We start from the raw sequence: 16,573 nt of genomic DNA, 5'->3' as shown, positions 1-16,573 counted from the left end.
CTCTTAATCAATCAATCGGTTGGGTGCCGCGTTGCTGTCGGCCAAGGCTGCGTTCAACTGCGCCAACTCTTCGGCACTGTGCTCGCTGCCATGGCGGGCAAGCACATTCTGCGCCAGTTGCTCTTCGCCGCTGCCCGCTTCACCACGCAGCAGCTCCAGCAAGCGTGCGGCAAGCTTGTCGATGCTGGAGCTGTCACTCAGCTCCATCACCGGCAGGCGAATACCGAAACGCTCTTCCAGCGCCACTACCAACTCGACGCTCATCAACGAATCGAGCCCCATTTCCTGCAGCGGGCGCTGGGCATCCAGGCGTGCTGGCGGCAGGCGCAAAATCTCGCACACCTCGTGCTTGAGCATGTCTACGAAGCGTTCGAGCAGTTCGCCATCGTCAAGCTCCTCCAGCATGCGCTGGATGTCTTCACCGCCACCTTCATCCTCATGATCGCCGCCATAGGCACGGGCCAGTTCGCTGAAGCGCGGCGTAGTGGCGCTCGGCAGGAAGCGCGCCAGGGCCTTGAAGTCCAGCTCCAGCACGCCGTGGCCGTTATCTCCCTGCAACAGCATGGCCTCAAGCTGTGCCAAGGCGGCCTCGGCCCGCAGCGCCGAGCCCCCCATGCGGCTCTGCAGGGCGTCCTTGATCTGGCTGTTGCGCGCCAGGAAACCGACATCGTCGATGGCGCCCCACAGCACGGCGGTGGCTGCCTGGCCCTGAGCACGACGGTGCCGCGCAAGGGCTTCAAGCCAGTGGTTGGCCGCCACGTAGTTGGCCTGGCCGGGGTTGCCGAACAAGGTGGTGGCCGAGGAGAACATCACGAAGAAGTCCAGCGCCAGGCCCTGGGTCAGCTCATGCAGGTACTGCGCGCCCTTGGCCTTGGGCTCCAGCACGCGACGCAACTGGTCGCCGTTAAGGTTGCGGATCAGGCTGTCGTCAATCACCGTCGCGGCATGCACCAGGCCACGCAGTGGCCATGGGCTGGCGCCAATGCGATCAAACACCCCGCGCAGTTGCTCACGGTCGGTGATGTCGCACGCCACGGCCTGCACATCGATACCTTGGGCGTGCCACAACGCCAGCTGCGGTTGGGCCTCTTCACTGGCCGGGCCACGACGGCCCAGCAACACCAGGTGACGGGCACCTTTGTCGATCAGCCACTGCGCAGTACGCAGGCCAAAGCCACCCAGGCCGCCGGTGACCAGGTAGCTGGCATCGGCGGCAAGCTGCAATGCCCGCACCGGCTGCACACGGGTGTCGACGGTTTGCTGGATGGGGTTGGCGTAAGTCACCACGACCTTGCCAATCTGCCGCGCCTGCTGCATGTAACGGTAGGCTTCGACCACCTGGTTGGCGTCGAACTCGCGGAACGGCAACGGATGCAGGATGCCCTGCTCGAACAGCTCCATCATTTCGGCGAACAGGCGGCGGGTGAGCGCAGGGCGCTCGCTCATCAGCTGGTCAGCGTCGATACCGAAATAGCTGATGTTGTTGCGGAACGGGCGCAAGCCGATACGGGTGTTCTGGTAGAAGTCGCGCTTGCCCAGCTCCAGGAAGCGACCAAACGGCTTCAGCACCTGCAGGTTGCGGTTGATGGCCTCACCGGCCAGCGAATTGAGCACCACGTCCACGCCACGCCCACCGGTGGCTGCCAGCACCTGGTCGGCATACGCCAGCGAACGGGAGTCGTAGATGTGGCTGACGCCCAGCAGGCGCAGGAAGTCGCGCTTCTCGTCGCTGCCTGCGGTGGCGTGAATTTCTGCGCCCAGCCATTTGGCGATCTGGATGGCAGCGATGCCCACGCCACCGGCAGCGCCGTGGATCAGCACTTTCTCGCCCGGCTCCAGGCGCGCCAGGTGATGCAGCGCGTAGTACACGGTGAAGAAGGTACTCGGAATGGTCGCCGCCGCCTCGAACGACATCCCTTCGGGGATGCGTGCAACGGCGTTGGCGTTGGTGACCAGGCGGTTGGCGAAGCTGCAGGGGCCAAAGCCCACCACACGGTCACCCGGGGCGAAGTTGCCCACTGCCTCGGCGCCTTTGCCCTGCACCACACCGGCAAATTCGAAGCCCAGGGTAGGGCCGGAGAAGCCGTTTTCGATGGCTTCATCCGACAGCAGGCCGAGGGCGAACATCACGTCACGGAAGTTAAGGCCCGTCGCGCGCACCTGAATGTCCAGCTCATCCGCCGCCGGTTGACGCGGCTCACGCACTTCCCAGCGCAGGTTGCGCAGCTGGCCCGGCAGGTCGAAGCCCAGGCACACCCACTGCGCATCGCCCACTGCGCGGCGCGGCTGGTCGGCCAGCACGCGCAGGCGCGGCACGTAGCGACGGCCTTCGGCGTCCAGGGCCAGCTCGGTTTCGCTGTCGGCGTGCAGCAACGCAGGTACCGCCAGCTCGACCGCTGCCGCGTGGGCCAGATCGAGCAGGCGAATACGACAGTTCGGGGATTCGTTGGCCAGGGTACGGCCAAAGCCCCACAACGCCGCGTCGCCGATGGCCGCAACGTCAGCGGCGGTGTCGGCGCTGTGCAGGTGCTCGGCAGCGCCACGGCTGAACAGCCAGCACTGCGGGGCGATCGTCAGCGACTCACAGGCCTGCACCAGCGCGGCCGCTTGCATGCAGCGCTCGGCTTGGCCATCGAGGCCTGTGCCGCTGTCAAAACCGGCCAGGTGCAGCACATGCTCAGGGGGCTGGGCAAAGGCGCCAAGCTGAGCTGCCAGCGCCTGGGCGTCACCCGGCTGCAACAGGTCAACCTGCTGGCCCTGGGCGCGCAGTTGCTCTGCCAGGCGCAGGGCAGCGCCCTGCCCGGCTTCGGCGAGTACGGCCCAGCGCTGCACGGCCACGGGTGCAGCAGTGTCGGCACCGGCGGGCTTGTCCGCCAGCAACAGATAGCTACCACAGGCGTTACCCGGCAACGCCTCCAGCGTGCGCAGCGTGGTCAGGCCATGTCGCTGCAGCTCATGGCTCCAGAACGCCGGGCCTTGCTGGCGCGACAACGCCTGCTGCGGGCCGGCCAGCCACCAGTCTGGCTGGGCACCGAAGACGAAATCGGCCCAGCGCGCCGGGTACTGCCCAAGCAGCGCCAACTGGCCGTGCGGGTTGAGCCGGCCACTGGCCAGGCGCAGGGCGTCACCCACGGTACCAAGGGGGCCAAAGTCGGTAGGCACCAGCACCCAGTCGAACGTACCGGCGTCGGCCAGTTGCTCCAGGCCAAGCACCTCCAGCGCCGGGCAATCGTCACGCAGACGCTGCTCAAGCTCAGGCTCGGCGACGCAGTAGGCATAATCGAGGCGATCGAAATCCAGGCCGGCGTACAACAGCTCGGCAAACGAAGCGCCACCGAAGCCGAATTCCAGCACACGCAGGCGCTGGCCGGGCGGCAGTTGCGCCAGGCGCGCGGCCAAGGTCTGGCCAATGCCGCTGAGCAGGTGCTGCTGCCCTGCTGCACCCAGCACCAGGCGCGCCAGGCTGGCACCGCTGGTTTCGCGCGGTTGCAGGGTGTCGAAGGCCTGGCTGCCATCCAGCAACGCCGACAGATGCCGGCCGATACGGCCTACGGAATGGATAATCTGGAAGTACTCGGGGTAGCTCTTGAACAGCTCTTGCCAGATAGCCTGCGAGGTCGGGCGCTCGCCCTGGTCGACCAGTTGCCAGCTGCCGTCCGCGCTACGCTGCAGGCTGCCGTCGTGCTCGGCATGGCGCAACAGCATCGCCAGGAAGTCGCCCTGGCCCTGCGACCACTGCGCGACCTGCTCGGCACTGATGCGGCCGCCGGCCTGTTCCACCGCATCGAGGACAAAGCTGTTGCACAGCACATCCAGCAGTGGCTCCACTTCATTCAGGTAACGCACCTGTGCCGGCTCGTCGGCCAGGCACTGCAAGGCCTCGACCAGCGGCGAGCAGGCCACGGCGTTACGCTGCACAGGCACAACCGCGCCTGGCGCGGCCTGCCCCACATGGCCCATACGCTTGATGTCGCCACTGCGGTCGTACTGCAGGCGCACGGCACGCATGCGCGCATCCTTGATCGCCAGTACGGCAGCGCCGCTGGCATCGAACAGGGTGAAGTCGACCAGCAGCGAATGCGCGGTGCGCTTGCGCTGGCGCACCTCGGCCAGCACCGGCACACCGCCGGCATTGGTAAAGGCAATGCGCCCAAGCTTGACGGGGATGAACGCCAGGCCATCGTCATGCCCCTGGCGGCTGGCCAGCAGCTCGGTAATCAGCTGGAAGGCACCATCCAGCAAAGCCGGGTGCAGGTGCAGGCTGGCCAGTTCGTGTTCGATGGCAGCAGGCACGACCAACTGAGCCAACACGCGCTCCCCTTCCACCCAGGCTGCAGCCACGGTCTGGTAAGCGGGGCCGTAGTTCAGGCCAACCGCGCTGGTCATTGCCAGGTGCTGCTCGCCAGTGAAGTCTGCCGGGCGGGCTGGCAACGCCGGTGCCCGGGAGTCCAGCAGCACACCGCGCGCTTCGCCCGGCAAGCGTGCGACCACGTGCTGTACCCAGTCTTCGCGTTGCATCAACGTGCGCGAGCTGATGCGCAACGTGCCGTCGGCCTCTTCGACCTGCACGCGCACTTTCTTGATGACCTCGCTGCTCAGCAGCAGAGGGTTGTGGATTTCCAGCTCTTCGACATCGACGAACTCGCCCGGCTGGTGCAGTTGCGCCACGGCCAGGGCCAGCTCGGTAAAGCCTGCACCCGGGAACAGTACCGACTCACCCACCTTGTGGTCGGCCAGGGTCGGGTACTGCTGGGTATCCAGGCGGTTTTCCCAGGTCAGCGCCTGGTCTGTTACCGGGTAACCCAGCAACGGGTGCACGCGCTCGTGGCTCAGCGGGCCATAGGCCTCGGCAGTGACCGGCAAGCTGAAATGGTCGTGCTGCCAGGCATAGTTAGGCAGGCGCAGCGGGCGCCCGGTCACCGGGAAGCGTGCCTGCCACTGTGGCTCGACGGCGGCAATCTGCAGGCGGGCTACGGTACGTTCCAGCAGCAGCGGGCTGTGGTCGTTGCGCTTGAGGGTACCAATCACCTGCCCCGGTTGTTCGCACTCAACCAGCACATCGTTGACGTAGCTGCGCAGGATCGCATGCGGGCCCACTTCGACGAACAGGTTAAGGCCATTGCGCACCAAGGCAGCCAGCGCGCCCTGGAACAGCACCGGGAAGCGAATGTTCTGCCACCAGTACTGGCTGTCCAGGCGTTCGCCGTTCAACTGGCCACCGACGACAGTGGAGTAGAACGGGATCTTCGTAGCCTGCGGGCGGATATGCGCGAGGTCGTCGATAACCGCTTGCTTGATCGGGTCCATGGCCGGCGAGTGGAAGGCGTAGTCCAGGTCCAGGCGACGGGCGAATACCTGGCGCTCTTCCAGGGCCGCTTCCAGCAGTGCCAGGGCGTCGACCTCACCAGCCACAGTGGCGCCGCGGGCGCTGTTCTCGCCCGCCACCACCAGGCGGCCATCCAGTTTCAGTTCGGCAATCAGGTGCGCCGTGGCCTCACCCGAGAGGCCGACCGCCGTCATCTTCCCGGTACCACGGGTCAGGCCCTGCAGGCGGCTGCGGTGGTAGATGACCTGGGTGGCGTCCTCCAGGCTCAACGCGCCGCTGGCCCAGGCCGCCGCCACTTCACCCACACTGTGGCCGATCACCGCCACCGGGTGGATGCCTTCGGCAGCCAGCACTTTGGTAACCGCCACTTGCAGGGCAAACAGCGCAGGCTGGGCGATTTCGGTACGTGCATAACGGCCTTCGCCGTTGTCACCCAGCAGCTCGGCGCGCAGCGAGTAGCCCGCCAAGGGCTGGAACAACGCGTCCACTTCATCCACGGCGGCGGCGAACAGCGGCTGGTCGAGCATCGCCCGGCCCATGCCCTGCCATTGCGAGCCGTTGCCGGAATAGACAAACACCGGTGCCGAGGCGCCGTCCAGAGCCTGGCCGGCCTCCAGCACTGCACTCAGTTCGCTGAGGGTCGGGTCCTGGGCATAGTCGTCCAGCGCCTGGGCGGCTTCGGCCGCGTTGTCGCAGACCAGCAGCAGGCGGTGGCTGTGTGCATCGCGGCGGAACATCGCCTGGTAGGCCACATCGTAATAGTCGGCCTGGGGCTGCCCGGCCAGGTAGGCGGCAAAGCGTTCAGCGGTTGCGCGCAGGCCTTGCTCGCTCTTGGCACTGAGCAGTAACGGCACGCGCCGGGCGCTGCCCGCTTGCGCTGCCGGCGCCTGTGGCTCGGGGCTTTGCAGGATGACATGGGCGTTGGCGCCGCCAAAGCCGAACGAGTTCACCCCCACGGTCAACTGGCCATCGGCCTTGAGCGGAAGGGGCTCGGTGACCACCTGCAGGTTGAGGTCGGCGAACGCGATGTTCGGGTTGAGCGCCTGCACGCCAATGGTAGCGGGCACGGTGCGCTCGGCCAGGCAGTTCAGTGCCTTCATCAGGCCAGCCACGCCAGAGGCGGCTTCAAGGTGCCCGAGGTTGCTCTTCACCGAGCCGATTGGCAGCGGGTTGCCGGCGCCGCGCGCCTGGCCCAGTGCCTCGCCGATGGCGCGGGTTTCGATTGGGTCTCCCACGGCGGTACCGGTGCCGTGGGCCTCCAGGTAGTCCAATTGCTCGGGGGCGATGCCGGCCTGGGCGTAAGCGCGCTTGAGCAACGCCGCCTGGGCCTCGGCATTGGGCAGGGTCAGGCTGGACTTGCGCCCGTCGGTGTTCACTGCACTGGCCGCCACCACCGCCAAAATGGTATTTCCATCGGCCACTGCCTGGTCGTAGTCCTTGAGCAGGAACAACCCGCCGCCTTCGGAGCGGGCGTAACCGTCGCCGTTTTCGTCGAACGACTGGCAGCGCCCGGTACGCGACAGCATGGTCGCCTTGGCGAAGATCATGAAGCCGAACGGGTGCATGTGCAGGCTGATACCGCCCGTTACGGCTTGGTCGACATCACCGCTGAGGATGGCCTGGCACGCCTGGTGGAAGGCCACCAGCGACGACGAGCAGGCGGTATCGATGGCCATGCTCGGGCCACGCAGGTCGTAGAAAAACGACAGGCGGTTGGCCGCGATGCTCATGGTGTTGCCGGTCGCCGTGGCGCCATCGATGGCCGACAGGTCCTCGAGCAGGCGGTAGGACTGCTCGACACCGGCGATGCCCAGGTACACGCCGCAGTTGCTGCCACGCAGGCTGGATGGCTTGACCCCGGCGTTTTCGAAGGTTTCCCAGCACATTTCCAGCAGCATGCGCTGCTGCGGGTCCATCATCGCGGCTTCACGCGGCGAGATGCTGAAGAAGCCAGCGTCGAAAGCGCTGATATCACCCAGGGTGCCTGAGGCGAAGGTGTAGCTGGATGCAGGGCTGGCCTTGTCCGGGTGCAGGAACTCGCGTTTGTTCCAACGCGACGGGTCAACCTGGGTCACCAGGTCGCGGCCCTCCATCAGGTTTTGCCAGAAGCCTGCATTGGAAGAGCCAGGAAAACGGTACGCACAACCAACGATTGCAACCTTTCTACGCTTGATCAAAACCTATTCCTTCAAATCTCATCGGGCACCGTCCCATCCGTCGGACAGCCGGCATGCCTGGCCTGGCCACGAAACTGGCCATTCGTTATATGTCACTGATGATTGTCTGGGTACCTGAAACTGCCATGCACGCAGGGGGCGCAAGACTCATGGTCTGGAACTGGCGTGGGAATGTTCAGATTTGTGTGTGCAGATGATACGCGGGTTGTGGGGGTGGGAAAACCCTGGGGTGAGGGATGGTTCACGGCGTTAGAGCGCGTTTACCCGCGAATTCGGTGGTGGCGGCGACGGTGAATGGCTGATGGGAATTGGCCAGCAGGGGCGGCCCTTTCGCGGGTAAACCCGCTCCTACGGCGGCCCGTGACCACCCGCCGACCTGTGTCCACCACCAGCCTGTGTCCAACCCCGAGGTGTGTCCACCACCAATCTGCGTAGGAGCGGGTTTACCCGCGAATACGGTGGCGGCGGCAACGGTGAACGGCGGGTGGAAATTGGCCAGCAGGCCCGGCCCTTTCGCGGGTAAACCCGCTCCTACACGACGGCCTGTGTCCAACCCCCGAGGTGTGTCCATCACCAATCTGCGTAGGAGCGGGTTTACCCGCGAATACGGTGGTGGCTGCGACGGTGAATGGCGGGTGGGGATTGGCCAGCAGGGCCGGCCCTTTCGCGGGTAAACCCGCTCCTACACGACGGCCCGTGCCCAACCCCCGAGGTGTGTCCACCACCAATCTGCGTAGGAGCGGGTTTACCCGCGAATACGGTAGCGGCGGCAACGGTGAACGGCGGATGGAAATTGGCCAGCAGGCCCAGCCCCTTCGGGGCTTGAACCGCCCGTGGAATGGCGGCCCCGCCCCACCGAGGTTGTTACCTCAATAAACCGTGCCTTGAATCAAACGCAGCAGATACTGGCCATAACCGGTCTTGGCCAGCGGTGCTGCCAGCGTTTCCAACTGTTGGGCATCGATCCACCCCTGCCGGAATGCCACCTCTTCGGGGCAGGCCACCTTCAGCCCTTGCCGCCGCTCGATCGTCGCGATATACCCACTTGCCTCGAGCAACGAGTCATGCGTCCCGGTATCCAGCCAGGCATACCCGCGCCCCATGATCTCTACCGACAAGCGGTGCTGCTCCAGGTACGCGCGGTTCACGTCGGTAATCTCCAGCTCACCACGCGCGGATGGCCGAATGCTTTTGGCAATCTCGATCACGTCGTTGTCGTAGAAGTACAACCCGGTCACGGCATAGTTGGACTTGGGTTTGGCCGGTTTCTCTTCCAGGCTGATGGCATTACCCTGCCCGTCGAATTCGACCACGCCATAACGCTCGGGGTCTTGCACGTGATAGGCGAACACACTGGCGCTGCCCTGGCGGTCCATCGCGTTGCGCAGCAACTGCTGGAAGTCGTGGCCGTAATAGATGTTGTCACCCAGCACCAGCGCGGTGGGGGCGTTGCCGAGGAAGTCTTCGCCAATCAGGAACGCCTGGGCCAGGCCGTCCGGAGATGGCTGCACGGCGTAGGTGATGTTGATGCCCCAGCGGTGGCCGTTGCCCAGCAACTGCTCGAAGCGCGGGGTGTCTTGCGGGGTGGAGATGATCAGGATGTCATGAATGCCCGCCAGCATCAGTGTGGTCAGCGGGTAATAGATCATCGGCTTGTCGTACACCGGCAACAGTTGCTTGGAAATTGCCAGGGTCGCGGGGTGCAGGCGGGTACCCGACCCACCCGCCAGAATGATGCCTTTACGCTTCATAGTGGTCCTTTCTCGTGGATTTCCGTCAGCATGCGAGCCACACCCAGGCGCCAATCTGGCAGGGTCAGGGCAAAGGCCTTCTGCAGTTTATGGGTATCGAGACGCGAGTTGGCCGGCCGCATGGCCGCCGTCGGGTAAGCCTCTGTGGTCAAGGGGGTGACGTTATCGGCATGAGCTTTCAGCGGCACGCCATGGACCGCCGCTTGCTCCAGTACGTAACGGGCATAGCCGCACCAGGTGGTTTCACCCTCAGCGGCCAAGTGGTACAGGCCAGCCAGGGATGGGTTGCGGCGCGTGGCGACAATGGCGTGGGCGGTGATGTCGGCGATCAGTTCGGCCCCCGTCGGGGCACCGTGCTGGTCATCGATCACGCCCAGGCTGTCACGCTCCGCAGCCAGGCGCAGCATGGTTTTGGCGAAATTGTTGCCGCGTGCGGCATACACCCAACAGGTGCGGAAAATCAGGTGCTGGCAACCGGCAGCCTGGATCGCTTGCTCGCCGGCCAGCTTGCTGGCGCCATAGGTATTCAATGGGTCAACAGCATCGTCTTCGCGCCACGGCTGGGTGCCCTGCCCCGGGAACACGTAGTCGGTGGAGTAATGTACCAGTAGCGCGTCACATTCGGCGGCAGCGCGGGCCAGCACGCCGACGGCGTCGGCGTTTACCTTGAAGGCTTGCTCACGGTCACTCTCGGCCTTGTCCACGGCAGTGTAGGCCGCCGCATTGACGATGACATCGGGGGCGTAGACACGGACAGTTTCGGCCAGGCCCGGCAAGTTGGCCAGGTCGCCACAGTACGCCTGGCTGCGGGCGTTCAGCGCCAGCAACTGCCCCAGTGGGGCCAGGCTGCGTTGCAGCTCCCATCCTACCTGACCGTCCTTGCCCAGCAGCAGCACCTTCATGCAGAACGCCCTGCGTAGTTTTTTTCTACCCAGTCGCGGTAACTGCCAGACTGCACGTTCTGCACCCAGTCCTGGTTGTCGAGGTACCAGGCCACGGTTTTGCGGATGCCGGTTTCGAACGTTTCCGCAGGCTTCCAGCCAAGCTCCTGCTCCAGCTTGCGGGCATCGATGGCGTAACGGCGGTCGTGACCTGGACGGTCGCTTACGTAGGTGATCTGTTCGGCGTAGGGCTTGCCGTCGGCGCGTGGGCGCAGTTCGTCCAGCAGCGCGCATACGCGGTTGACGATGTCCAGGTTGGGCTTTTCATTCCAGCCGCCGACGTTGTACACCTCACCGGCTTTGCCGGCCTCCAGTACGCGGCGGATGGCGCTGCAGTGGTCCTTTACGTACAACCAGTCGCGAATCTGCTGACCGTCGCCATACACCGGCAGTGGCTTGCCGGCCAGGGCGTTGACGATCATCAGCGGGATGAGCTTTTCCGGGAAGTGATAAGGGCCGTAATTGTTCGAGCAATTGGTGGTCAGCACCGGCAGGCCGTAGGTGTGGTAGTACGAACGCACCAAGTGGTCGCTGGCAGCCTTGCTGGCCGAGTACGGGCTGTTAGGCTGGTACTGGTGGGTTTCAGTGAAAGCCGGTTCATCGGCAGTCAGAGAGCCATACACTTCGTCGGTAGACACATGCAGGAAGCGGAATGCCTGCCGCGCCGGCTCATCAAGGCTGCCCCAGTATGCACGCGCGGCTTCCAGCAACTGGAACGTGCCGACGACGTTGGTTTCGATGAAGGCTTGCGGGCCATGGATCGAGCGGTCGACGTGAGACTCGGCGGCAAAGTTGATGATGGCGCGGGGCTGATGGGCATTCAGTAATTCCGCGACCAGCCGGCTATCGGCAATGTCACCGTGCACGAAGATATGGCGCTTGTCGCCCTGCAGGCTGCTCAGGGTCTGCAGGTTGCCTGCATAGGTGAGTTTGTCCAGGTTGACCACGGGTTCGTCATCGCCGGCCAGCCAGTCCAAAACGAAGTTCGCCCCGATAAAGCCTGCACCGCCGGTTACCAGAATGGTCATGTTTGTCTGCTTCCGTTGTCAGGGTCTGCGCTTCCACTTTCAGGATTCTAGCCTGTCGGCGGTTGATTCGAGAGCGAAGACGATGGCAACGTGACATTCAGGCTGGAATGGCGGAGATACAGGGGCCGCGCTGCGGCCCTGTGGAAGCAGGTTTACCTGCAAAGCAAGGTCAAGGCTCCAGGCGCCGCTGCTGGTAAATCCAGTCGACAATCTCGCCTTCCGGCGAATAGCCGCTCACGGTTTCGCGCAGTAACTGCCGTACCCGCACAAAGTCATCAACCGCCGCTGCCGCCATCAGCTGCCGCAGGAACTCCTTGAGCGTATCCCAGGGCAGGAAGTCTTCGTTGGCACTCATGATCATCGGGTGACGGGTCGCAATGACGTTATCGCCGATCAGCAACTCTTCATACAGCTTTTCCCCCGGGCGCAACCCGGTGAACTCGATGGCAATATCACCCATCGGGTTACGCTCGGAGCGCACACTGAAGCCAGACAGGTGAATCATCTTCTCGGCCAGTTCCACAATTTTCACCGGCTCGCCCATGTCCAGCACGAACACATCGCCACCCTTGCCCATGGAACCAGCCTGAATTACCAGCTGCGCGGCCTCGGGAATGGTCATGAAGTAGCGGGTGATCTTGGGGTGGGTGACGGTAAGCGGGCCGCCCGCCTTGATCTGCTTGTGGAACAGCGGAATCACCGACCCCGATGAGCCCAGCACGTTACCGAAGCGCACCATGGTGAAGCGGGTCTTGTTCACCTGCGAAACGTTGCTGCTGTCGCCAAACAGCACCGGCGCCACTTCACGGCTCAGCGCCTGCAGGGTCATCTCGGCCAAGCGCTTGGTGCTGCCCATCACATTGGTCGGGCGCACGGCCTTGTCGGTGGAAATCAGCACGAAGTTGGCAACCCCGGCCTGCAACGCGGCCTGGGCAGTGTGCAGTGTGCCGATGACATTATTCATCAGGCCTTCGGTGATGTTGTGCTCCACCATCGGCACGTGCTTATAGGCGGCTGCGTGATAGACAGTGTCGACGTGCCAGGTGCGCATGATGTCCAGAAGCTGGGACTGGTTGCGCACCGAGCCCAGGATGGGTACTAGGCTGACCGTAAGGGATTCACGGGCAACACGCTGCTCCAGCTCGGAGAGGATGCTGTAGAGGTTGAATTCGCTATGGTCGAACAACAGCAGGGTTTTCGGCCCCTGGCCCAGTATCTGCCGGCACAGTTCCGAGCCGATGGAGCCGCCGGCACCGGTTACCAGTACGATCTGATCGACAATGCAGCGCTCCAGCAGGTCAGCCTGTGCGGGAACGGCGTCGCGACCCAGCAGGTCGGCAATATCTACTTCCTGGATGTCGTCCACCTTTACTTTACCGCTGGCCAGGTCCAGGAAGCTGGGAATACTGCGCACGTGCAGCGGGTAGCCTTCAAGGAAGTTGAGGATTTCGCGACGGCGAGTGCGGGTAGAGGACGGTATGGCTAGTAGGATTTCCTGCGCACCGGTGGCATCGATCATGTCTTGTAACTGGTCAGGACGGTACACCTGCAAGCCGGCAATGACCCTGTCGGTGATGCTAGGATCATCGTCGATGAAGGCAACCGGGCGCAGGGCCTTGTCAGAGCGCAGGGCGGCAGCAAGCTGATTGCCAGCACCACCGGCGCCATAGATGGCGACCCGCGGCAGGCCGTCGCCACGGCCATTATTGGCAAAAGGAACATGCTGCACTGCAGCGGCAAACCAGTCACCCAAGAAATACTGCCGCATGGCCAGGCGAAGACCGCCGATCATGATCAGGCTCAACCACCAGTAATTGAAGGTGATGGACCGTGGCACAACATTCTGGTGGTTGCTAGCCCAGTAGATGATGAAGCCGAGAATGAGCGCCGAGAGTGTCACGGCCTTGATGATGGCGATCAAGGCGTCGTTACCGAAATATCTCATCACCGCACGGTACAAACCGAAGCGAATGAACAACGGAATGGACACCAACGGAGCAGTGAGGAACAGCCACGCATGGTCGATTATGGGGTTAGCCATCTCTTCAATGCCTAGACGGACCACAAAAGCGAGCCAGAGCGCCACCCATATCAGCAGCACATCAGTAGACAATTGCAGCATCCGTTTCTGGCGCCGCGTAAGCTGTAGAAGCCAACTGCGCATCTTGTTATCGCCTCCTGGTCTCATAGATAGTCAGGCCTCCCGCCGTCCGGCGTTAAACTTTGCCGCCAGTACACATAGCGGCGCATAGGCGATCAGTAGACCGCCAGCTCCGTTAAGGAGCCCCGATCCCACCAGCAACGCGAGTGGTGTCAGCCAGAGTACATTGATCAACAACACAGTGAGAGTGACTACTCTGTGGCTTTTGTAGTGCCTGGCCGCATACTGATAGCCGTGGCTGCGATGTGCCTCGTGGACCTTCTCCCCACGCAGGAGCCTTCGAATCAGGGTCCAGGTTGCATCAACAACGAATACTCCTAGCAGTATTAGCCAACTCCAGAAAAAAGCAGGCGAAATCCAAGCAGCCTGCAGGGCCAGTAGCCCCATCATGATCCCGAGGAAACCACTGCCGGCATCGCCCATGAAAATCTTTGCTGGAGGGAAGTTCCAGATCCAGAAACCTGCCACTGCGGCCAGCAACAAGCCGCAAAGCCACAGTTGCGATGCCTGTCCGCCCAGCCAACAGAGCAATGCGCCACCGATGCATGCCGTCACGGCCTGGCCACTGGCCAAGCCATCAATTCCATCCATGAAATTGTTCAAATTGAGTAACCAGACCAGATACACGGTCGCAAGAACATTTCCCACCCATCCCAGATCTAAAACCGTTCCAAAGAGCTCGAGGGGGGAGCACCAGCCATCCAGAACAAGCCCCAGGCCGCGGCAGAAAAATGCCCGAGCAATCGCCAGCGTGCAGGCACATGACCATGGTCATCAAGAAACCCTATCAGTGCTGCGATCAGACCTGCCCCGAAAAGCCCTACTGCCAGAGCGCCAGGCAAAACTCCCACGATTCCGAGTACTACCAACCCTATAAGGAACGACAACACAATAGCAACGCCACCACCACGAGGCGTGGGCACGGTGTGGGAACTGCGTGCATTCGGCACATCTATCATGCTCGCCGAGAGCGCATAGCGACGAAGGGCGGCGGTCAAAAAATATGAAAGAACTGCGGTAATGGGTAATAGCAACCAAAGGCTCATTTGGATTCCTGCTCACGATAGGCTTTGACAGTTCGCTTCAATTCATCGGATACCGAAGACTGCGGCTGCCAACCGAGCAACCGTCTGTTTTTTTCAATGTCTATCGTCAGCGAGCCACACAGTCGGCGAAATTCTGCCTTTTTCCCAACCAACGCTGCCAGCCCCATCAAAAGTGACACCGGGAAAGGTATCAAACGGGACGATTTACCTAGCGCGCCTGCTACTTTCGATAACAGAGCTGGCGTCGACAGATCCTGGCCATCTGACACCAGAAATATCTGGTTTCCAGCATTTGGGTGTTCAATGCAATGAATCAGGAAGGAAATAAGGTTACTCAAGCCCACCAGGCTTCTGCTGTTGTGCACTGACGCCAAAGGCAACGGTATACCTCGATCCATCCATTTGACCATCTTAAGGAAATTCGCCTTGACCCCTGGACCGTAGATCAGTGGCGGTCGAACAATCACGACATCCATTGCGCTCTCGGCTGCCAAGGCCAGCAAACCCTGCTCAGCCTCCCACTTGGATATACCGTAGGGATCAGTAGGTGAACAGTTGTCCTGCGCATTGAAAGGAGCTTCGCTCGTTTCCTCACCATTAACCTTGATGGAGCTCAAGTAGATGAATCGACGGACACCAGCACTCGCGGCCTGGCGGGCGAGTGCAAGCGTTCCATCAACATTCACGCGACGAAAAGCAGCCAAGGGATCGTTCGTAGTTTCAGTCATTACGTGAACACGCGCCGCGCAATGTACGACTACATCAATCTTTTCCAGCGCAGCCTTCCAATCAGTCTCGCCGTTGATAGAAGGCACACATACCGCGTCTACCAGAGTGCTGATCGCTTCAGGCCTCTCACGGTACTGTGCGACTACATCAAAACGCCCCGCCTCTATAAGCCCGTTCAACAGCGCGCGCCCCACAAAACCGGTGGATCCCGTCACCAGAATGCGCTCACCGGCTGACAGCTCTGCTGAATGACTCACTTGTAAAATCCTTCATACTGTTGGATTAAAAGCGCTGAGCAGTGCCTGGAATCGAAGTCCCTTCTCGCGCGCTCTCTTGCCTTTGTGGACATGCTAATCAGCCGCTGGGGGTGCGACAGTAGAGCATCAATCGCATCGGATAAAGCCCCGGGGTTACGGACAGGCACCAATAGCCCGGTTTCGCCATTGACGACAGCATCATTGAGGCCATAGATATCCGTTCCAACTGTTGGAAGGCCCATCGCTGCCGCTTCGATCACTACCGTACCGAACCCTTCCCGGTAGCTTGGCAAACAGAGCAAATCGGCCGCTGCCATAAATTTTTCAGGCGCTTCCTGTAGGCCCAGCACCTTTACATAAGCGGTCCCCGCTGCAAAATGAGACTCGACAACCTCTCGCCCTTCAGCCTCATAAGGCCCGACCAGCACGAGAAAAAGGTCAGCATGCAGTGCCCTCAGCGTGGTGAAAGCCTCCATGAGTTCACCTATACCCTTTTCAGGAGTGACCCTCCCAACAAAGAGAAGAACTTTGGCATCCTGAGGAATTTCGAGTTCGTTTCTGGTCTGCGCAATCACCTCCGGTGCAAAACGCTGACAGTCAAATCGCTCCATATCAACACCCGCCAGTGAACCGAAGCCAATCACTGACACTTTCTCTTGTGGAATCACACCTTCTTGAACGAGAAACTCTCGCTGACTGACACTGTCGGCGAAGTTGTGGGTATTTAATCTAGCGATGAGCGCGTCGCAAAATTTTAGCAGATGCTTTTTAAACCCATTCATGGTTACCCAAGGCTGGCCTGTGAAGGTGTGCAAACGTATCTTGACGCCTGCGATCCGACCAGCAATAGCCGCCAGCAGTCCTGCTTTAGGCGTCGTGGAATGAACGATGTCATAGCCCTGCTTCCTGAACAAGATGATAAGCTTAATCAGGCTGCGCAAATCCTTCAGCGGGCTGATTTCGCGGGCTATCTCGACAGGTATGAAATTCAAATCCTTCCTTGACTGAAGCACTCCACTCATGTCGTCGTTACTGGCGATCACGTCGACCTCTGCTCCCGCTTCATTTAGCGCTCGCAATTGAGCGCTAAGCTGCGTAACCACAAAAAACGGGACCGTAGAAATCCGTGCCACCCGTAAACCTTTAATTGACATACT

General features: G+C 61.8%; 7 protein-coding genes and 1 pseudogene. All 8 read right to left on the bottom strand.

The genetic code is table 11. The annotated features are described in order from the left end of the window. Nucleotides 1–3: 3 nt before the first annotated feature. The 8 genes and pseudogenes from C4Q27_RS18880 to C4Q27_RS18835 all read right to left on the bottom strand — a co-directional run bounded on the left by C4Q27_RS18880 (nucleotide 4) and on the right by C4Q27_RS18835 (nucleotide 16,570). Nucleotides 4–7,503, bottom strand: a complete 7,500-nt coding sequence (locus C4Q27_RS18880) for a type I polyketide synthase (RefSeq protein WP_104887179.1) — start codon at nucleotides 7,501–7,503, stop codon at nucleotides 4–6. An 869-nt stretch (nucleotides 7,504–8,372) separates the two neighbouring features. Further along, nucleotides 8,373–9,254 (bottom strand): glucose-1-phosphate thymidylyltransferase RfbA, encoded by an 882-nt coding sequence (rfbA, locus tag C4Q27_RS18865; protein ID WP_014592009.1) that lies wholly within the window; start codon nucleotides 9,252–9,254, stop codon nucleotides 8,373–8,375. Then, entirely contained in the window at nucleotides 9,251–10,156 is a 906-nt protein-coding gene (gene rfbD / locus C4Q27_RS18860) for a dTDP-4-dehydrorhamnose reductase (RefSeq protein ID WP_064492623.1), read from the bottom strand. The genes rfbA and rfbD overlap by 4 nt, the downstream gene beginning before the upstream one ends. Then, a complete protein-coding gene (gene rfbB, locus C4Q27_RS18855) occupies nucleotides 10,153–11,223 on the bottom strand; it encodes a dTDP-glucose 4,6-dehydratase (RefSeq protein WP_064492624.1) in 1,071 nt (356 codons plus the stop codon). The genes rfbD and rfbB overlap by 4 nt, the downstream gene beginning before the upstream one ends. A 169-nt stretch (nucleotides 11,224–11,392) precedes the next feature. Continuing rightward, entirely contained in the window at nucleotides 11,393–13,411 is a 2,019-nt protein-coding gene (locus tag C4Q27_RS18850) for a nucleoside-diphosphate sugar epimerase/dehydratase (RefSeq protein ID WP_064492625.1), read from the bottom strand. A gap of 6 nt (nucleotides 13,412–13,417) precedes the next feature. Next, nucleotides 13,418–14,430 (bottom strand): annotated as a pseudogene (locus C4Q27_RS18845) (glycosyltransferase family 4 protein). Further along, nucleotides 14,427–15,416 carry an SDR family oxidoreductase gene (locus C4Q27_RS18840; RefSeq protein WP_064492627.1) on the bottom strand — a complete coding sequence of 330 codons (990 nt, stop codon included), beginning with the start codon at nucleotides 15,414–15,416 and terminating at the stop codon, nucleotides 14,427–14,429. The pseudogene C4Q27_RS18845 and the gene C4Q27_RS18840 overlap by 4 nt, the downstream one beginning before the upstream one ends. After that, on the bottom strand, nucleotides 15,413–16,570 hold the full coding sequence (locus tag C4Q27_RS18835; protein ID WP_064492628.1) for a glycosyltransferase family 4 protein: 1,158 nt from the start codon (nucleotides 16,568–16,570) through the stop codon (nucleotides 15,413–15,415). The genes C4Q27_RS18840 and C4Q27_RS18835 overlap by 4 nt, the downstream gene beginning before the upstream one ends. Nucleotides 16,571–16,573: the final 3 nt, after the last annotated feature.

The organism is Pseudomonas sp. SWI36 (assembly GCF_002948105.1).
GTDB classification, from domain to species: domain Bacteria; phylum Pseudomonadota; class Gammaproteobacteria; order Pseudomonadales; family Pseudomonadaceae; genus Aquipseudomonas; species Aquipseudomonas alloputida.
The sequence above is the reverse complement of the archived record's forward strand: the minus strand, read 5'-3'. Positions and strand labels throughout refer to the sequence as shown.

Excerpts from the sequence above, each read along its gene's own strand:
- C4Q27_RS18850 (WP_064492625.1), bottom strand. The coding sequence starts at position 13,411 with ATGAGACCAGGAGGCGATAACAAGATGCGCAGTTGGCTTCTACAGCTT.
- rfbB (WP_064492624.1), bottom strand. The coding sequence starts at position 11,223 with ATGACCATTCTGGTAACCGGCGGTGCAGGCTTTATCGGGGCGAACTTC.
- rfbA (WP_014592009.1), bottom strand. The coding sequence starts at position 9,254 with ATGAAGCGTAAAGGCATCATTCTGGCGGGTGGGTCGGGTACCCGCCTG.
- C4Q27_RS18835 (WP_064492628.1), bottom strand. The coding sequence starts at position 16,570 with ATGTCAATTAAAGGTTTACGGGTGGCACGGATTTCTACGGTCCCGTTT.
- rfbD (WP_064492623.1), bottom strand. The coding sequence starts at position 10,156 with ATGAAGGTGCTGCTGCTGGGCAAGGACGGTCAGGTAGGATGGGAGCTG.